The following is a 17,337-nucleotide window of genomic DNA, read 5'->3' as shown; positions in this document are numbered from 1 at the left end:
CGTCGTCGAGACGCACCACCCTTCGCATGCCCAGCAAGGTAAACCACTGTTAAAGGATTCGATCTCTCGTCACAGGGGCCAGCCGCCGCTTGTCGGAAGGAGCATGACTGACTCACTGAAGTCGAAGACGCACACCTCCGACCCAGTCGTCCTGATCAAGACCTACACGGTGCCTGCGGAGGAGGCCGACTACTTCACCGAGGCCTACCAGGAGAACGCCCGGATCATGTCGACGCAGCCCGGTTTCATCCGCTCCCGGCTGCACCGCCCCCTGGCCGACGCCCCGGAGACGCGCTTCGTTCACATCGCCGAGTGGTCCTCGGGCACCGCACTCGACGAGGCCACCGGCAATCCGGACTGGCACGCCGCGCTCAAGCGCCTGTTCGAGGACCCCGCACTCCACATCACGTCGGAGCCCGCCAGTTATCGCGTCGTCGTCGAGTTCCGTTCCTCCTGACGAACACGACCCGCAGCCCAGCGCCACGCCGCCACCACTCACCCTCCACGCTCATGAGGACATGACATGACTGCTGAGCCCACAGGTTAAGACACATCCCGTCGGACGCTGCTCAAGCGCGCGACGGTCCTCGCCGCGGTCCCGACCGTCGCCTCACTGCTCGGAAGCTTCCCGGGCACCGCCGCGAAGTCCACCGGTGTCCTCGCCGCCCCCGACGTCTTCACCGTCGACAACGCCGTGGTGATGCTCGAGTCGCTGCGCATCGACTTCGGCGAGCTCGGCCCCTTCGGCGTCCGACCATAGCCACCAGACGTCGAACAGTGCTGCCGGTGAGCAGGTCACAACACACTCTGTTGAACCGAGCAGGCTCTCGTGGCACCGACAACCAACATCGTCCTATAGTCATCCCCGCATCGAGTCGCCTTGCGCCGACGGCCTTCCACGGCCGCATTCCGGCACGCCTCGGTGCCCGTTACTTCCTCATAAGGAGCATCCCCTTGCACAAGGTGCATAAGTCCCGAAGGGCAATCGCTGGGCCCGTCGGGGTCACGGTGGGCGCACTCGTCGCGGGTGGCCTGTTGGCCATGTCGGGCGCTGCCCAGGCCGACATGGCGAGTGACTCCTCGGGCCGACGCCAGGAGGCACTGCTCGCCGCGGCGGACGAGTACCACATCCCGCCCGCCGTGCTGCTCGCTCTGTCCCACCAGGAATCGGCGTGGGACGGACACGGCGGCCTGCCGAGCACCGATGGCGGTTACGGGCCGATGAATCTCACCGACGTCACCCCCGCCATGCTGGCCGGCGGCGGCGCCGGTGCCGCCGGCCGAGCCGACCTTGAGACGCTTGCCGCCGACCCCGCCCTGCACACGCTGGACCAGGCCGCGGAGCTGACCGGCCTGTCCGCGCGGGACCTGCGCGAGGACGACGCCGCGAACATCCGGGGCGGTGCCGCACTGCTGGCCTCGTACGAGCGGGAGCTGGTCGGCGGAACACCCGCGGACCCCGCCGAGTGGTACGGGGCCGTGGCCCGCTACAGCCAGGCCAAGCAGGAGAAGGCAGCGGCGAGTTTCGCCGACCGCGTCTTCCGCACGGTGCGCGGCGGTGCCTCCGCGACGACCCAGGACGGCCAGCGCCTGCGCCTGGCCGCCAGTCCCTCGGTCACTCCCGACCAGCGGCAGATCGACGCCCTGCATCTGAAGACGGCATCCACGGCGGCCGCTACCGAATGCCCCACGACGGTCGACTGCACCTTCGTCGCCGGCTCTCCGGTCGGCCGCCAGGTGGCCGACCGGCCCACGAACGGCATCCGCATCGACACCATCGTCATCCACGACCTGGAGTCCACCTACGAGGCCGGTGTCGCGGGCCTGGCCAACCCCACCAACCCCGCCTCGACCCATTACGTCATGTCGTCGTCAGGTGCGGTCACCCAGATGGTCCCGACCAAGGACATCGCCTTCCACGCCGGCAACTACTCGACCAACCTGCACTCCATCGGGATCGAGCACGAGGGCTACGCCGCCCACGGCGCCGCCTGGTACACGGAGTCGCAGTACCAGGCCACGGCCGACCTGGTGAAGTACCTGGCCGCGCGCTTCGGCGTACCGCTGGACCGGCAGCATGTCATCGGCCATGACAACGTTGCCGGACCGAACTCCTCGCTGGTCGCGGGCATGCACTGGGACCCCGGCCACGCGTGGGACTGGAACCACTTCATGAGCCTGCTCGGGGCGCCGGTCGGCGGGCTGCCCGAGGTGCCCGAGCCGGGTGAGGTCGTGGCGATCACGCCCTCCTTCAAGGACAACGTGCAGACCTTCCAGGTGTGCCCCTCCGACGACCCCACCGGGCAGACGCCCGCCTGCACCGAGCGACAGCAGCAGGCCAACTTCGTCTACCTGCACACCGACCCCAGCGAGACCGCCCCGCTCTTCGGCGACCAGGCGATCCACGGCACGGCCGCGGGTACCGACCGGGTGAACGACTGGGGCAGCACGGCGCAGGCCGGTCAGCAGTTCGTGGTGGCGGAGGTCCAGGACGACTGGACCGCCATCTGGTTCAGCGGGACGAAGGTGTGGTTCCACAACCCGGGCGGCACCAACACCCGTATCCGGTACGGAGTGAAGATCATCAAGCCCTCGGGGAGCGCGCCGGTGGCGCTCTACGGCTCCAGCTATCCCGACAAGGCCGAGTACCCGGCCGGTCTCGGCGCCTCCACCCAGGCCCCGCTGAGCATGTACTCCATCCCGGCCGGACAGGCGTACGTGGCCACCCAGGACGCCTCGGCCACCGACGACTACTTCCCGTCCAGCGGCGCGGTCGTCATCGGCGGGAAGAAGATGTACACCGTGCAGTACAACCACCGCGTCGCACTCGTCTACGCCAACGGTGTCACCGCGACCACGGCGACGCATCACTGGGAGAACGGCGGCGTCTGACCGTCAGCACGTCGCCGTCGTCGGCGGTGACGTGACCTCCTTTCCGGCGTCGTCCCGAACCGGGCAGGCTCCCGCCCGCGGCCGGGTGACCTTCCTCGAAGGTCATCCGGCCGCGGCCGTCCCGTGCCGGATTCCGACCCTCCCCGTCAGGACGGCGCCTGACCAGGGTCCGTTCACCCGACGCCGGTCGCCCGTGCCACCGTCTGGGTCACCGTGCCGCCCCGTGTGTCTGCGGCCCGGACCCGCGACGGCGCGCTGCTGCAGCGCCGCGGGGTACGTCGACGCGTCCGGAACCCTGGAGTTGGGAGCCGAGGCCGCCGTCGGCCGTGGACGAGACCAGCGCGGCCTTGAGCTGACGCCCCGTCCGCCCGGGGTGCCGCTGGAGCAGGACCGCCGCCGCGCCGGCGACGTGCGGGTCGCCATGGAGGTGCCGGAGATGGTCAGGTATCCGGGGGTGCGGGATGCCGGGGTCGAGGTGGAGGAGGCTGCCCTCGGCGGCCGCGGCGGTGATGTCCACACCGGGGCGGTGATCCACGAGGTGCCGGCGGTGTGTGCGCGGCGGCTGCCGCCGAACGCGTCGGTCTCCATCGTGAGGAGAACGGTCTCCCTGTTCCGCGGTGCGGGGCACAGCTGGACGGACCGTGGCCGGGCACTACGTGTGTCCCGGGACCTCAGGCGTGCGTGACGGACGACGCGGCCGGAACCGGACTGGCGTCCGGCCGCTCACAGCCAGTTGCGGCGGGCCGCCGCCACACCGGCACCGAACCGGTTGGTGGTGCCCAGCTCCGCGTACAGGTTCTGGATCCGACGGCGCAGGGTCCGGGTCGAGACGCCGAACTGGCGGGCGATGGCGTCGTCCTTGACGCCGGCGGCGAAGAGGGCCAGCAGCTGGCGTTCCTCTTCGGTCGGCCGTCGCGCGCCGCCGCCCGGCCCGGCGCTGTCGGGTTCCGGTGCCGAGGGGGCGTGCGCATCGCTCAGACGGGCGGCAACGGCCCAATAGCGGTCGAAGAGGTCGGACAGCACCTCGATCAGGGGCGGCGCCTCGGTGTAGAGGCAGTCGGTGCTGCCGCCTTCCAGGGCCAGCGACACCATGGCCGCCGAGCGATCGACCAGGACGAGTTTGACGGGCAGCACCGGCACCACCCGGGCCTCCTCGCCCCGGGAGACCAGACTGCCCAGGTCCTGCCAGCCGCCACCGTCGTCGAAGCTGGCGGCGGCATAGACGGCCCGTACCCGGACCCCTCGGCGGATCACCGCCTCGTCCAGCGGCTCGTTGGGCGCCAACAGGTAGGGCGGACGCTGCAGCTCGCGGATCTCGCGCCGGGCGGCCTGTTTGAGCCGGTAGTAGCAGTCACCGACCTCCTCCGCGCCGCTGATGGTCCGGGTGTCGGGCTGGGGGGTGCTCGACCTCCGTGCCTCGTCGAAGAGTTCGCCGAGCGAGGCGGCGGCGTCGCGCACGGCCGCCAGTTGCCGGGTTCGCGACTCCACCAGCGCGGAGAGCGCGTGTCGCGGATCCACGGTCAGGTACTCGCCCGAGGAGCGGCGGCTGAGCAGTCCGTTGCGGTGCAGGCGTTCGAGCTGGGCCACTGCCTGGGACCGGTTCAGCCCGAATGCAGTGACGAGGCTGTCGGCGGTCCCACCGCCGCGTGTGAGCAGTTTGCGGTAGACGGCCTCCGTGTCCGCGTCGAGTCCGACCAGCGCCATCGGCGCCTCGGTTTCCGCCATCGCTCTCCCACCCTGACCCTGTAGCGCGAACATATGGTGCGCCTTGCGTACCGTACGCCGGAACACACGAAATACACACGGTGTAGCGTGTCGCGATTGCGGCACGATGCGTCTTTTGCATCGTGTCCACTTGGTGACATGACACGGAAGGGCCAAAGGGGTGTCTTTACAGCCTCGCCAGCGGGATGGCTGACTTCGATCGATCCCTGCACATCTAGTCGGTGAGGTCCCTTTGCCCATCCCCTGGTCCCGCGGACGCGGGATGACCGTCGGCGTCGCCGCCCTGTTGGTGTTCACCGCGACGGCTCCGGCCGCCTCGGCGGCCCCGGCGAGGACGTCCCCCGCGCCGCCCTCCGCTCCGGCGGGACCGACCCGCACCGTCACACTGGTCACCGGAGACAGGGTCACGGTGACCGGCGAGGGTGAGGCCGAGACCGTACTGTCGGTGACCGATCCCCATGGCAGGACGGGCGGCGCACATGTGATGCGGGTCGGCTCCGACACGTACGTCTATCCCGACGCGGCCGTCCCGTACCTCGGGTCGGGAGCCCTGGACGGGCGGCTCTTCAACGTCACGGAGCTGATCGAGGACGGGTACGACGACGCGCGCGCCGACGAACTGCCGCTCCTCGTCACGTACACCGACACGACGGCCCGCGCGCGCAGCGCGAAGACGCCCGAGGGTGCCCGGCGGACACGGGCGCTCAGCAGCATCCAGGGGGCCGCCATGTCCGCGGAGCACTCCCGCGCGGCGGACTTCTGGAGCTCGCTCACCGGTACCGGGGACACGACGGCCGGCGGCTCGGCGGCCCGGTCGGCCGCGTCCGGGGGCCGGCTGGCCGGCGGCATCGCCAAGGTGTGGCTGGACGGCAAGGTGCGGGCCACACTGTCGGACACGACGGCGCAGATCGGAGCGCCGGAGGTCTGGTCGGGGCAGAACACGGGTGAGGGCGTGGGCGTCGCCGTCCTGGACACCGGCATCGACGCGGGCCACCCGGACTTCGCCGGGCGCGTCGCGGCCACCGAGAGTTTCGTGCCGGACCAGGACGTCACCGACCGGAACGGTCACGGCACCCATGTGGCGTCCACCGTGGCGGGGACGGGCGCCGCGTCCGGTGGAGTCGAGAAGGGCGTCGCCCCGGGGGCGTCGCTGCACATCGGCAAGGTCCTCGACGACAGCGGGAGCGGTCAGGACTCCTGGGTCCTCGCCGGCATGGAGTGGGCGGTCCGCGACCAGCACGCGAAGATCGTCAGCATGAGTCTGGGCGACTCCCCCACCGATGGCACCGACCCGCTCAGCGAGGCGGTGAACCGGCTCAGTGAGGAGACCGGAGCGCTGTTCGTCGTCGCCGCGGGCAACTCCGGCCCGGAGGCGTACACCGTGGGCACGCCCGCCGCCGCCGACGCGGCGCTGACGGTGGGTGCGGTGAACGGTCCGGGCAAGGGCGTCGACCAGCTCGCGGACTTCTCCAGCCGCGGTCCCCGCGTGGGCGACAACGCCATCAAGCCGGACCTGACCGCACCGGGTGTGGGCGTTCTCGCCGCGCGCTCGCGGTATGCGCCGGAGGGCGAGGGCGCCTACCAGTCCATGGACGGCACCTCGATGGCCACACCGCACGTGGCGGGCGCCGCGGCCCTGTTGGCCGCCGAGCACCCCGACTGGACGGGGCAGCGGCTCAAGGAGGCACTGGTCGGCACCACCGCGGGCACCCAGCGCTTCAGCCCGTTCGACGCGGGCAGCGGGCGGGTGGACGTCGCCGCCGCGGTGCGCTCGACGCTGCTGGCGTCCGGTGACGCGTTCGCGCAGGCGCACTACCCGTACACCCCGGGCCAGACCGTCCGTCGGGACGTCACCTACACCAACTCCGGCCCCGCGCCGGTCTCGTTGGATCTCGCGCTGAGCCCCGCCGAACTGCCCGAGGGCCTGTTCACCCTGTCCGACGGACAGGTGACCGTGCCCGCCCACGGCACCGCGTCCGTCGGCGTGATCACCCACCTCGACGCGGCCGAGGACGACGGCGCGTACGCAACCCGCCTGGTCGCCACCGGCCCCGGCGGAGCCGTGCTGGCCCGCACCCCGGTCGGGGTGAACAAGGAGGGCCGGCGGGCGACCCTGGCGCTGACGGCGAAGGACCGCCACGACAAGCCGCTGTCCGGAACCGTCGTCCTCAAGGACGTCGAGCGCGACACCGCGCCGAAGGTCTACTCCGTGGACTCCTCGGGCCGCCTGGACCTCCGGTTGCCGCCGAGCACCTACTCGGTGTGGATGGACTCCGCCGTGCCCGGCGTCGACGGCATGCACACGCTGGGCCTCGCCATGTTCACCGCACCCGAGGTCGACCTCGGCTCGGACACCGCGATCGTCTTCGACGCCGACGACCTGCGCAAGGCGGACGCCGTCACACCACGGCCCACGGCCAACCAATTCCTGCGGATCGACCAGTACCGCGGCAACACCGGCCTGTTCCCCTTCATGGACAGCTATCTCGCCGAGTACTGGCGCTATGACAGCCTCTGGGTCACGCCCACGCCCAAGGTGCGGACGGGCTCGTACACCTTCGCCACCCGCTGGCGGCAGATCCAGCCTCCGCTGACGTTCTCCGCGGGCTCGCAGACCTTCGACGACGTCACGGTGCAGAGTCTGTCACCCGAACTGCCCGAGGGCACGCGTGCCTACCGGGCCGTCTGGGCCGGTGACGGCTCCGCGGCCGCGTTCCGCGGGGTCGAGGTCCGGGATCGCGTCGCGGTCGTCCGCCGCAGCGACATCGTGGCCCCGACGGACCAGGCCGCCGCGGCGGCGAAGGCCGGGGCGCGTCAGCTCCTCATCCTCAACCACGGGTACGGGAAGTTCGACCCCTGGGCGGACCTGCCGGAGGCCGCCCCGCTGCCGGTGGCGTCGCTGGCAACCGACGACAGCAAGCGGCTGCTGACCCGGTTCCGCGACACCGGCACGACCACCCTCCAGGTCGTGTCCCACCCCACCCCCCGCTACGCCTACGACCTGGTCCGCCACCACGACGGCGCGGTTCCCCGGGACCCGTCCTACCGCCCCGGCGCCGGGGAGCTGGCACGCGTCGACGACACCTTCCGCGACACGTCGCAGGGCCGTGCGGTCGAGTACCGACAGGACGTCTCCCTCCTCGGCCGTCCGCTGGGCATCGTGCCCACCCGGGTCAGGGCCCAGGGTCAACTCACCTCGTGGGTCACCGCGGACGACGACGTCCAGTGGGTCTCCTTCGCCTCCAGGTCCGACCTGGGCCAGCGGGGCGTGGCGCGCTCGTACCGGCCGGGCAGCACCACATGGGAGACCTGGTTCGCCCCGGTCCAGCACCCGCGCCTGCTCAGCGACAACGGCACCAGTGGGCAGGCCCCCTTCCGGGCCGGTGACACCATCAGCACCTCCGTCATGACCGCGTGGGGGGACTCCGGCGGGCACGCGGGCGTCGTCTGGGCCGACAGCGACACGTCCAGGATCTCGCTCCATCAGGGCGACGAACTGCTCGGCGAGGACGTCAACGAACGGATCGTCACGGTCGGGGACCTGTCGCCCGATCCGAAGCCGTACCGGCTCGTGCTGGAAGGGAACCGAAACCTCCCGGACCGCCCGTACTCGACCCGCACCCGCACCGTCTGGGACTTCACTTCGGCCACCACGGATCCCACCCGTCTCACACCGCTGCCCCTGGTGCAGCTCGACTACACGGTGGACGCCGATCTGTCGGGCCGCGCCCACCGGCACACGGAACTGACCGTCGCGGCCTCGCACCTCAGGGGTGCGGCGGGAGCGGGCGCGATCCGCACGGCGACCGTGGAGGTGTCGTACGACGACGGCGCCACCTGGCACCGGACGGCGCTGCGGAAGTCGGCGGACGGCTGGACGGCACGGCTCGACGCACCGGGGAGGGCGCGCTACGCGAGCTTGCGGACGACGGCGAAGGACACCGAGGGCAACGGCGTGAGCCAGACCCTGATCCGCGCCTTCGGCCTGCGATGAGCGCCGGGTGGTGAACATCGGCGGCCACGTGTCCCGAGGTCATCGAGACGAGGCCTCGGGCTCGTCGAACAGCTTCGAGAGGAACGCGTCGGTGCCGAGCCGTGACGCCTCCGTACCGGCCGGGACGTGCAGGTATGTGCGGTCGAGCCACTCCGCCAGTTCCGGGACGGGCAGGCTGAAGACGGCTGTGCCACCGGATGCGTTGATCTGGAGCCACGCGGTCTCCGTGTCGGCGGGGGTGTCGGCCCACACCTGCACGTCCCCCAGGCCGCTCGTGGTGCGCAGGCCCTCGTGAAGGAGGTCGCGGCCGACATGCCAGGTGACCGGTGGGGCGTCCTCGGGAGCGAATCGGATCGTGACGAGGAGAGGATGGCCGGGATCGTAACGGAACTCCGTCGGCACGTCCTTCCACCCGAGAACACCCGTCATCTGGCTGAGGCACAGGGAGAGAGGGAGGAGAGCGTGTGCGGCCGAGTGTTGTGCCTGCACACTGTGGTGGTCACCACTCATGACGGCGAATCCTTCCGGTTGGGCGATTCGGGATCACAGTCACTGTGGTCCGGGACAACCAGAAATTCATCCGTCGGTTGACGGTAGGACTCTCACGGATACCCTCGGGAGAGGAAGAGCGTGGCACACCAGGCTGTAGGCGGACGGGTCACTGCGGGCAAGCGCCACAACAGTGCGTCTCAGGGTGGCAAGACAGTGGCACCCACGGCCCGTGCGGCGGCACATGAGGCACCCTCCTGTCCTGCCCGGTACGGCCGCTCGAAACGGTGCGTCTAGGGTCGGCCCCGACTGTTCCCGAGGCCGTCGAGTTCACCGTGGACGGGGGGATCGCGCAGGCTAGGACATCCGCGGTCCCTCCGGAGCCACTGGGGGGGTAGGTGGCGCCTTCGTGTGATGCCGTCCAGGTCGCGGGAGTCCGAAGGAACATCGGCTCTCCGCGCTCCGCGCATCCGGCGGAGCCCCGCTCAGTCCGAGGCCGGCTGGTCGTCTCCGAGCGCGGCCAGCGCTGCGGAGAGTTTGCCGCGGCTGGTGATGCCCAGGCGCGGATAGATCCGGTACAGGTGGGCTCCGACCGTCCGGTGCGAGATGAACAGGCGCTGGCCTATTTCCCGGTTGCTCAACCCCTGCGAGGCCAGCTCGGCGATCTGCCGTTCCTGGACCGTCAGGCTCTCCCCCTTGCTCGGGCGCCGACGTCCGTCCGACTCACCCGCGGCGCGCAACTGCTCACGAGCCATGTCGGCCCAGGGTTGTGCACCGACTCGGTCGAACTCGTCGCGTGCGAGCCGCAGCGGCTTGCGCGCATCCACGCTCCGACGCTGCCGGCGCAGTCGCCGGCCGTGCTGCAGATGGAGTCGGGCACGCGACAGGGGCCACGTCTCCGGTAGCGCGGACAGCGCGGAGTCGTAGTGTTCACCGGCGGTGTCGTCCGGAGCGAGGACAGCCGCACTGTAGGTGCGGGCAACGATCATCATCTCGGAGGGCAGTCGGTCCGCCAGCTCCGGCAGCTCGGTCAGCAGCTCTCGCGCCTGTTCGGTCCGCCCCGCGGCCGCGGCCGCGTCCACCAGGTCCGGGACGAGCAGCCAGCGACTGGTCGAGTGATAGTGCGGGTCCGTCTTGTCGAAGGCACGCGCGAGAGCGTCGTACGCCTCCACGGCGCGGCTGTCGAAGAGGGCGAGGAGACCGTCGACCTGCTGCGCCATGACGCTCGCGAAGGGCATGACGGGGAAGAGGCTGTGCGCTCTCAGCTCGCGAACGCTCCGAGCTGCGGCTTCGCGTTCTCCCCGCAGCACCGCCGCGAGTGCCGACGTGGCCTTGAGGCCGAGCCAGACGATCCACTCCCCGGTCTCCTCGGCGAGCGCGATCCCTTCTGCGGCCTCTTCCCGGGCCTGGGTCAACTGCCCGAGGTACAGACGCGGCCATGATCCCGCCAGGGATCGCGCGAGCAGCCCGAGGCGGCCCTGCGACCGCCACACGGCAGCCGCCTGGGCCAGATGGCGCGTGGCACGGCCGATGTCACCGATGACCATCGAACCGCTGCCGAGGTAGTGCAGCAGCCGGCCGTCCACCCGGTCCGGTCTGAGCTTCTCGAGCCGTGCGATCAGGTCGGTCCCATGGCGGTACGGCTCCGTGTAGGCCCGTACGGTCAGGACATGGGGGGCGTCCGGGTCGGGCTTCCACCGGTCGAGTTCGGCAGCAGCCTGGGCCCGCACGCGTGCGTCGCCGTCCTGGAAGAAGCATCGGGCGGCCGCACGCCACAGCAGGTTCTCCGCGACGTTCGTACTGCCGACGTCGAACGCCCCCGCTGCGGCGTCGATCATGTCCTGAATGCGGCGTTGTGGCTCATCGGGCTCGAAGGCGGCCTTGTCGGAGACCAGCATGAGCCGGGCCCGCTCCGTGGGACCGAGCTCCGCCAGGTCGGCTCTGTCCAGTAGGATCTGGGCCTGGACACGGTCGTTGATGTCGCTGGCCAGCTCGGCCGCACGGACCAGAAGTCCGGTCTGGCGACGTGCGTCGTGCACCAGCTCGGCGGCCTGGCGCAGGGCCGGCACGGCCGCGGCCAGTTGGCCCCGTTTCAGGGCATCCTCCGCGTAGCGCTCCAGCTGGCCGGCCAGTTCGTCGTCCGGCCCGAGCGTGGCCGCGGCGAGGTGGACGAGCCGCCGCCCAGGTGATCCCTCCAGGGTCTCGGCCAGGGCCCGGTGGGTGGACAACCGGTCGGCGACGGTGGCCCGGGTGTAGATCGCGGAGCGCATCAGGGGATGCCGGAACTCGGGTGTGCGACCGGTCAGAACCACCAGTCCGGCGTCGACGGCCTCCTGCAGGGCGTACACGGAGACTTCCGAGCCCGTGAGACGGCTTGCCACGTCGAGGAGCTGGTTCAGTGGCGCGGTGGGCTCCGCTGCCAGGACCAGGAGGAACGTCCTGCACTCACGCGTGACCGAGTCGGTGCGGGAGGCGAACGCGGTCTCCAGTCGCTGGGTCAGGGGCAGATCGTCGAGCGGAGGCGAGACGCCCTGTGCCGCCCTGGGCAGTTCGACGAGTGCGAGGGGGTTGCCTGCGGCGCGCTCCAGGATGCGGGCCCGTACTGCGTCCGCAAGGCCCGGGGCGTCGGCGTCGAGCAGTTCGGCCGCCGCCGCTGGGGCCAGGGGTTCCAGAACGAGTTCGGCGTGGGTCCCCAGGCTGTATCTGCCCGGTGACGAGGTTCTTGCCGCACCGATCATGAGGATGGGGAGGTCCCGGGTACGCCGGGCCACGAATCCGAGCACGTCGCGGCTCGACGAGTCGGCCCACTGGAGATCGTCGACGAGCAGCAGGAGGGGCCCGCGATCGGCGGCGTCGGCGAGCAGCTCGAGCACCGCCATCCCGACCCGGTAGATCTCGGGTTCCCCCTCACTGGCCCCGAAGGCGCCGGTGAGAGCCTTCCGGTAGGGGGCCGGCAAGGCGTCGGCTCCGCCGAGAACCGGTTGGAGCAGCAGGTGCAGCGCGGCGAACGGCAGCCACTGTTCGGTCTCGACGCCGGAGGTGCGAAGGACTCTGACCCCCTGGTCCGAAGCGTGGGAACCGAACGTGCGCAGCAGAGTGGATTTGCCGACCCCGGGGTCTCCACGGACCAGCAGAGCGTCGCCCTTGCCTGCCACCGTGCTCGAAAGCAGGCCGTGCAGGACGTCCAGTTCCTTGTCTCGACCGATCATGCCGTGAGCACCGGTACCGGTCCGGACGATGCGCCCCGCAGGCGCACCGTGGTCGGCCGTTCGGCCGCCGCTTCTCTTCGTATCGGGCTCAGCGTCTGCCGCACACCTCTGATATCGGCCACGGTTCCGGATTTTACCCATCCCTGGCATCTTCCACTGAGATGGGTCCGGCTCGGTCAACAGTCGAATGACTACCGGATGACTCTGTGTCCACGGCGTCCGCGGACCGGTCTCCTCCGCTGCTCCTCCTCGTCGCGGCAGTGGAACGGCGGACCGTGTCGGGTGGGGGACATGGAGTAGTCGCCCTCACGGCGGCGAGAGGGGCGAGGGTCACGGGAGTCGTAGGCCGGGAACGCCGTCGGCCCACCGACCGGGCCGGTGGGCCGACATGCGAAACGGGGTGAACCGAAGCGTCTACCGCTTCCAGAGGTACCAGACGCCGGCCTCGTGGTCGTTGTCGCAGTAGTAGCTGCCGCCTGGGTCGCTGCTCTGGTAGACGACCTTCACCGCGAGGCACTGAGCCTGCGTGTCGTAGAGCCCGATCATGGTGTCGGCGTGCGCGGCTGCGGCTCCCCCGAACGTGACGCCCGTCGCACCCAGGGCGACGAGGCTCGCGGAGACGAGTTTCTTCTTCAGGCCCAGAGATGGCATGTGTGACTCTTCCCTTCCTCGGCAGTGCGGCGCCGGTGATGCGCGACATCGCTCACAAGTAACATGTGACACCGTGTCACATTGATCAATAGGTCGGCAAGCCTCATTTCGTGTGTCGCAGATCGGAGCGGTATCCTGCGACACCGTGTGATAGTGGCCGATGGAGACCACTCAAAGACGCGGGCTGTGCCGCCTGATCTGATGACACCGATGCACGGTGATACGTAAGAGAGTGACGACAAGTGGATCTCAAACTGGAAGTGCTGGTCCTGCCCGTCTCCGACGTCGACCGGGCGAAGGCCTTCTACAAGGCGGTCGGGTTCCGCCTGGATGCCGACCACGTCACGGACGAGACCTACCGTGTCGTCCACATGACGCCCCCGGGTTCGCCCTGCTCGGTGCTCTTCGGCACCGGCGTCACCCTGGCCGCCCCCGGGTCTTCCAAGGGCCTTCACCTCATCGTCTCGGACATCTACGAGGCCCGCGACGAGTTGGTCGGCCGGGGTGTGGAGGTGGGCGAGATCTATCACGACACCAGCGACATCTTCCACCGCTGCACGGAAGAGAAGTGGATCAGCGGACCCGACCCCCAGCGCCGCAACTACCGCACGTACGCGGACTTCGCCGACCCGGACGGCAACGGCTGGGTCCTTCAGGAGGTGCCGAACCCTTAGGGGCTTCGTCGTGCGGCTCGGCCGCGAGTCCCGTCCCCCGCGGCCGATCCTCCGCGGGGGACGGCGCCCGCGCCGGGGAGCGCGCGGTGGCCGGGGCCGTCGAACGACCGTGAGCAGAGCCGTCAGTGCCCTACTGGGAGATCACCTTCTCCAGCGAGAAGTGGTCGATGTTCGCGACGCCCGGCGCGGTGCCGAGAGCATTGAGGTAGACGTCGTGGGTGCCGCTCGTCGGCGTGATCCTGAACGTCTGGTCCAGGTACGTGTCCCAGCCGCCCGTGTTCTCCACCCGCACCGTGCCGACGACCGGACCGGTGGCCGAGTCGATGCGGACCTCGAACCGGCCGCCCGCGTACGGCCGCTCGCTGCCGATGCTCGCGACCAGGAGATCACGGCCGGTGCCGAAGTCCACGTCGTCGTAGCGGACCCAGTCGCCGCCGTCGAAGCTGCCGAGGACCGAGCCGGTTCCCGCGGCGTGCGTGGCGACGCCGCCGCCCTCCGCGTACGACTCGGCCTGGACCGTCGTGCGCTGCACGGCCACTCCGGCCTTCCACGGCATCGCACCGTACTGGTACGCGCCGGCGCTGGGTTGCGGGTCGGTGTAGCCGTCCGTGGCCGGGGGCCGCACCAGGCCGTAGTCGCGTGCCGGTGAGGTAGCGCCGAGGGTGTAGTCGTGGAGCGCGGGGTTCGTGAACTGCGGACCGTCGGCCATGGGCAGGTTGTTGGTGGAGGACACTCCGGCCATGGTGTCGGCGTCGCCGATGTTGTTGGCCACCTCGGTGTCCGAGTAGGTGCCCGGGAAGAGGCTGACGGACTTGCGGTCGGTTCCGCTGGTGTTGTTGTAGACGCGGTTGCCACTGGTCGTGCCGCCGTTGGGGTTGATCAGGACGACGCCGTACGTCGTCCGGTTCCACGCCACGTTGTCGTAGACCGTCGCGTTGTACGTGGACAGGTCCAGGTACACGCCGGGCGCGGGCGCGCTGCCCGCGAACAGTGCGGCGTCGTGGAGCTTGTTGTGGTGGATCTCAGTACCGGCCAGGTTCACCTGGCAGCAGATGTAGATCGCGCCGACGTCCACGACCAGGTTGCCGTAGTCGGACAGGTCGTTGTAGGCGATCTCGTGACCGGAGGCCGTGGTCCCGGCGACCTTGTTGTCGATGTTGATGTTGCTGCGGCCGCTGTTGGTCACGGTGTTGTGCGTGATCGTCTGGTCGCTGCCGAGGACGTTGATCCCGGCGGCGTAGCTGCCGCGGTAGTCGACGCGGGTGATGAGGTTGTTGGTCACCGTGTTGCCCGAACCGGCCAGCAGCACCCCGTTTCCGGCACTGTAGTCGATCCTGCTGTTGCGCAGGGTGTTCGCGGTGCCCTTCAGGAGGATGCCGCTGGTGGTCTCACCCGCCGTCAGCACGTCGCAGGGGTCGGCGGGCGTGACCTTGCCCGGGTCCACTTCGAGGTCCATGTAGTGGGATACGTAGGTGGCGTCGATGCCGTCCAGCACGTTGTGCGTGGAACTGGCCGAGGTCGCCACCGTGGCGGCCCGGACACCGAGGCCGACGACGGACACGTAGGACCGCCCGGACAGGTCGACGGCTACGTTGCGGCGCTTGGCCTCGACGGTGTGTCCGGCGGGGCTCGCACCGTCCGGCATCCATATGTAGAGACGCTGCGCGTCGGCGTCGTAGTACCACTGGCCGGCATGGCTGAACGCCTGAAGTTTGCCGGTGAGCGAGTAGAGGTTCTGCTGGTTGGGGCTGAGGCCGACACAGGAGGTGGCCAGCCCGGAGGCGGTCACGGAGCCGACCGCGGACGAGGTGACGGTGCCTGTCTGACTGACGAACCAGTTGTGCGAGGTCAGGCGGGCCCCCTTCCAGTACCCGGCGGGCTGGGTCAGGGCGTCGTCGTACAGCGTGTCGTTGCTGCCGGCGTCCGCGGAGTTGTAGTCGGGGCGCGTCGGCTCGGTGCCCGGGTAGGGCCACTGGGCTTCCCCCAGCATCGTGCCGTCGACGAAGAGCTGATTGCCGGGCAGCGCGGGGTTCAGGGCGATGTCGGTCCGGTATATCTTCCCGGCCATGGCGGCCGTGGCGAAGTCCGAGCCGCTCAGTGTCGGGTCGGCGGCCTGCAGTGCCGACAGGTCGGAGGCGCTGACCCGCGCCCATCCGTCGACCGGGGCGCTGCCGTCGAGGACGACGCGCGCACCGGGGGCGGCACGGAAGGTGATCCGGGCAGAGGCCGTGCCGTCGCGCGGCGGCGTCAGGGTCTCCCGGTAGGTTCCGGCGGCGATCACACAGGTGTCGCCGGCCTGTGCGACGTCGGCGCACTGCTGCACGGTGCTGAACGGGGACTGCTTGGTACCGCGGTTCGCGTCGGAACCGGTGACGCTCACATAGCGTGTGGTGCCCTTCGTGTGTGCCGATACCGGAACGGCGGCCGTCAGTGCGGTGAGCACCGCCGCGGCAGCGGTTCCGATGACCAGAGCACTACGTCTCCAGTGCATGACTCTCCCATCGCCTATCGATAATCGCGAGTCGGCGATCAATATAGGTCCCGGGGCGCGATCGCGTAAGGCGTCGGAGGCGCGGGTCTGTGCTGGACGTGCGGCGCGGCGTGAGTGATGCCCGTCGCCGCGACGGAGACCTCGTCCGAGCGGGAAGCCGGGGACGGCCGGACGGTCAGCGACGGCCGGATGGGCACTGACTGACGGCAGCGGTACGACCGCCGGGAGCGCGGGCAGCTTCGGGGCCGTCGGAGACGGGCGGCCCGATCATCGGGCTCCGGACCGTCGCCGTGGCACGGAGAACCCGCCATGCAGGCCGACGGGGCAGGCCGGGGCGAGGAGAGAGACGGCGGACAGTGGTGGACAGCGTGAGACGGCTCAGATCTTCGAGCCGCGCGCCCACGACCAGACTGGTCCGGGGCGGGCCGTGCCGGGCAGGTGTGTGCCGGGCGGAAGGTGCCCGGCACACACCTGCCGTTCAGCCGTGGCCCACGACGCCCTCGTCGCCCCTGGCGTGCGCGGCGAACGCGGCGGCCGCACGGTCGGCGTCGGCCGACTCCAGGGTCTCCAGGAGCACGCCGTGCTGGACTGCCATCTCGGCCCAGTCGCCGGTGAACATGGGGTCGGAGACCACGCGCAGGGCACGGAGGCTCGGTTCCATCAGGCTCCAGATACGGGACAGGAACGGGTTCGCGCTCGCCTCGCACAGGATCCGGTGGAAGGCGATGTCGGCGTCCCGGAAGCGTCCGATGTCACCGGCCTCGGCCGCTTCCCGCATGTCCCGCACCTTGGCGCGCAGCGCCTCGACGGACTCCGGGTCGGCGCGCTCGGCGACCGCGCGGGCCGCGAACTCCTCGATGATGACCCGCACCGCCCGCGCGGCGGCGGCGTCCTGCGAGGACACGTCGGCCACGAAGCTGCCACGCCGCGGGATGTGGTCGGCCAGGCCCTCGTGCACCAGCCGCTTGACCGCTTCCCGTACGGGCGCCTGGCTGACCCCGAGATCACGGGCGATCTCGGCTTCGACCAGCCGGTCGCCGGCTTTGAGGTCCCCGTTGACGATGAGGCCCCGCACCCGGGTGTACACCTGGTCGGACAGCAGTACCCGGGTCAGCGGCTCACCGACGCCCGCCATGACGGCCCCCTAGGTTCGTAGAACGTCTTCGCATCTTATCGATGATCGTGTGTCCGTGGTTGCAGGCTCTTGACATC

At 70.2% G+C, this 17,337-nt stretch carries 11 protein-coding genes; 4 read left to right on the top strand and 7 right to left on the bottom strand.

The window, feature by feature from the left end; translation table 11 throughout:
• The first annotated feature begins 103 nt into the window (after positions 1-103).
• On the top strand, positions 104-457 hold the full coding sequence (locus ACFV46_RS06940) for an antibiotic biosynthesis monooxygenase family protein (RefSeq protein WP_006131816.1): 354 nt from the start codon (positions 104-106) through the stop codon (positions 455-457).
• 506 nt (positions 458-963) lie between these two features.
• Positions 964-2,892 (top strand): N-acetylmuramoyl-L-alanine amidase, encoded by a 1,929-nt coding sequence (locus ACFV46_RS06935; protein WP_385497418.1) that lies wholly within the window; start codon positions 964-966, stop codon positions 2,890-2,892.
• Positions 2,893-3,100: 208 nt separating this feature from the next.
• On the opposite strand, the gene ACFV46_RS06930 is transcribed toward ACFV46_RS06935, so the two are convergent.
• Positions 3,101-3,409: a S8 family serine peptidase gene (locus ACFV46_RS06930; RefSeq protein ID WP_385497281.1), complete on the bottom strand. Its 309-nt coding sequence runs from the start codon at positions 3,407-3,409 to the stop codon at positions 3,101-3,103.
• Between the two features lie 206 nt (positions 3,410-3,615).
• The gene (locus ACFV46_RS06925; protein WP_385497280.1) at positions 3,616-4,617 is read right to left on the bottom strand and encodes a LuxR family transcriptional regulator; all 1,002 of its coding nucleotides are present in this window, start codon (positions 4,615-4,617) and stop codon (positions 3,616-3,618) included.
• Positions 4,618-4,879: 262 nt separating this feature from the next.
• Between ACFV46_RS06925 and ACFV46_RS06920 the strand changes: the two genes are divergently transcribed.
• Complete coding sequence (locus ACFV46_RS06920; protein ID WP_385497279.1) at positions 4,880-8,611, top strand: S8 family serine peptidase; 3,732 nt, start codon at positions 4,880-4,882, stop codon at positions 8,609-8,611.
• Between the two features lie 39 nt (positions 8,612-8,650).
• On the opposite strand, the gene ACFV46_RS06915 is transcribed toward ACFV46_RS06920, so the two are convergent.
• From ACFV46_RS06915 to ACFV46_RS06905, 3 genes are all read right to left on the bottom strand, one after another.
• Complete coding sequence (locus tag ACFV46_RS06915; protein WP_385497278.1) at positions 8,651-9,040, bottom strand: SsgA family sporulation/cell division regulator; 390 nt, start codon at positions 9,038-9,040, stop codon at positions 8,651-8,653.
• Positions 9,041-9,585: 545 nt separating this feature from the next.
• Complete coding sequence (locus tag ACFV46_RS06910) at positions 9,586-12,309, bottom strand: ATP-binding protein (RefSeq protein WP_385497277.1); 2,724 nt, start codon at positions 12,307-12,309, stop codon at positions 9,586-9,588.
• A 414-nt stretch (positions 12,310-12,723) separates the two neighbouring features.
• Positions 12,724-12,960 carry a hypothetical protein gene (locus ACFV46_RS06905; RefSeq protein ID WP_006131823.1) on the bottom strand — a complete coding sequence of 79 codons (237 nt, stop codon included), beginning with the start codon at positions 12,958-12,960 and terminating at the stop codon, positions 12,724-12,726.
• Positions 12,961-13,202: 242 nt separating this feature from the next.
• Here ACFV46_RS06905 and ACFV46_RS06900 point away from each other — a divergent pair, with 242 nt between their 5' ends.
• Positions 13,203-13,634 carry a VOC family protein gene (locus ACFV46_RS06900; RefSeq protein WP_385497276.1) on the top strand — a complete coding sequence of 144 codons (432 nt, stop codon included), beginning with the start codon at positions 13,203-13,205 and terminating at the stop codon, positions 13,632-13,634.
• 130 nt (positions 13,635-13,764) lie between these two features.
• Here the strand turns inward: ACFV46_RS06900 and ACFV46_RS06895 are convergent, their stop codons facing one another.
• Complete coding sequence (locus tag ACFV46_RS06895) at positions 13,765-16,014, bottom strand: carbohydrate-binding protein (protein ID WP_385497275.1); 2,250 nt, start codon at positions 16,012-16,014, stop codon at positions 13,765-13,767.
• Between the two features lie 589 nt (positions 16,015-16,603).
• Complete coding sequence (locus ACFV46_RS06890; protein ID WP_384973233.1) at positions 16,604-17,260, bottom strand: GntR family transcriptional regulator; 657 nt, start codon at positions 17,258-17,260, stop codon at positions 16,604-16,606.
• Between the last annotated feature and the right edge of the window lie 77 nt (positions 17,261-17,337).

The sequence above is a fragment of the Streptomyces sp. NPDC059852 genome (assembly GCF_042731455.1).
In the GTDB taxonomy this organism is placed as follows: Bacteria; Actinomycetota; Actinomycetes; order Streptomycetales; family Streptomycetaceae; genus Streptomyces.
The sequence above is the reverse complement of the archived record's forward strand: the minus strand, read 5'-3'. Positions and strand labels throughout refer to the sequence as shown.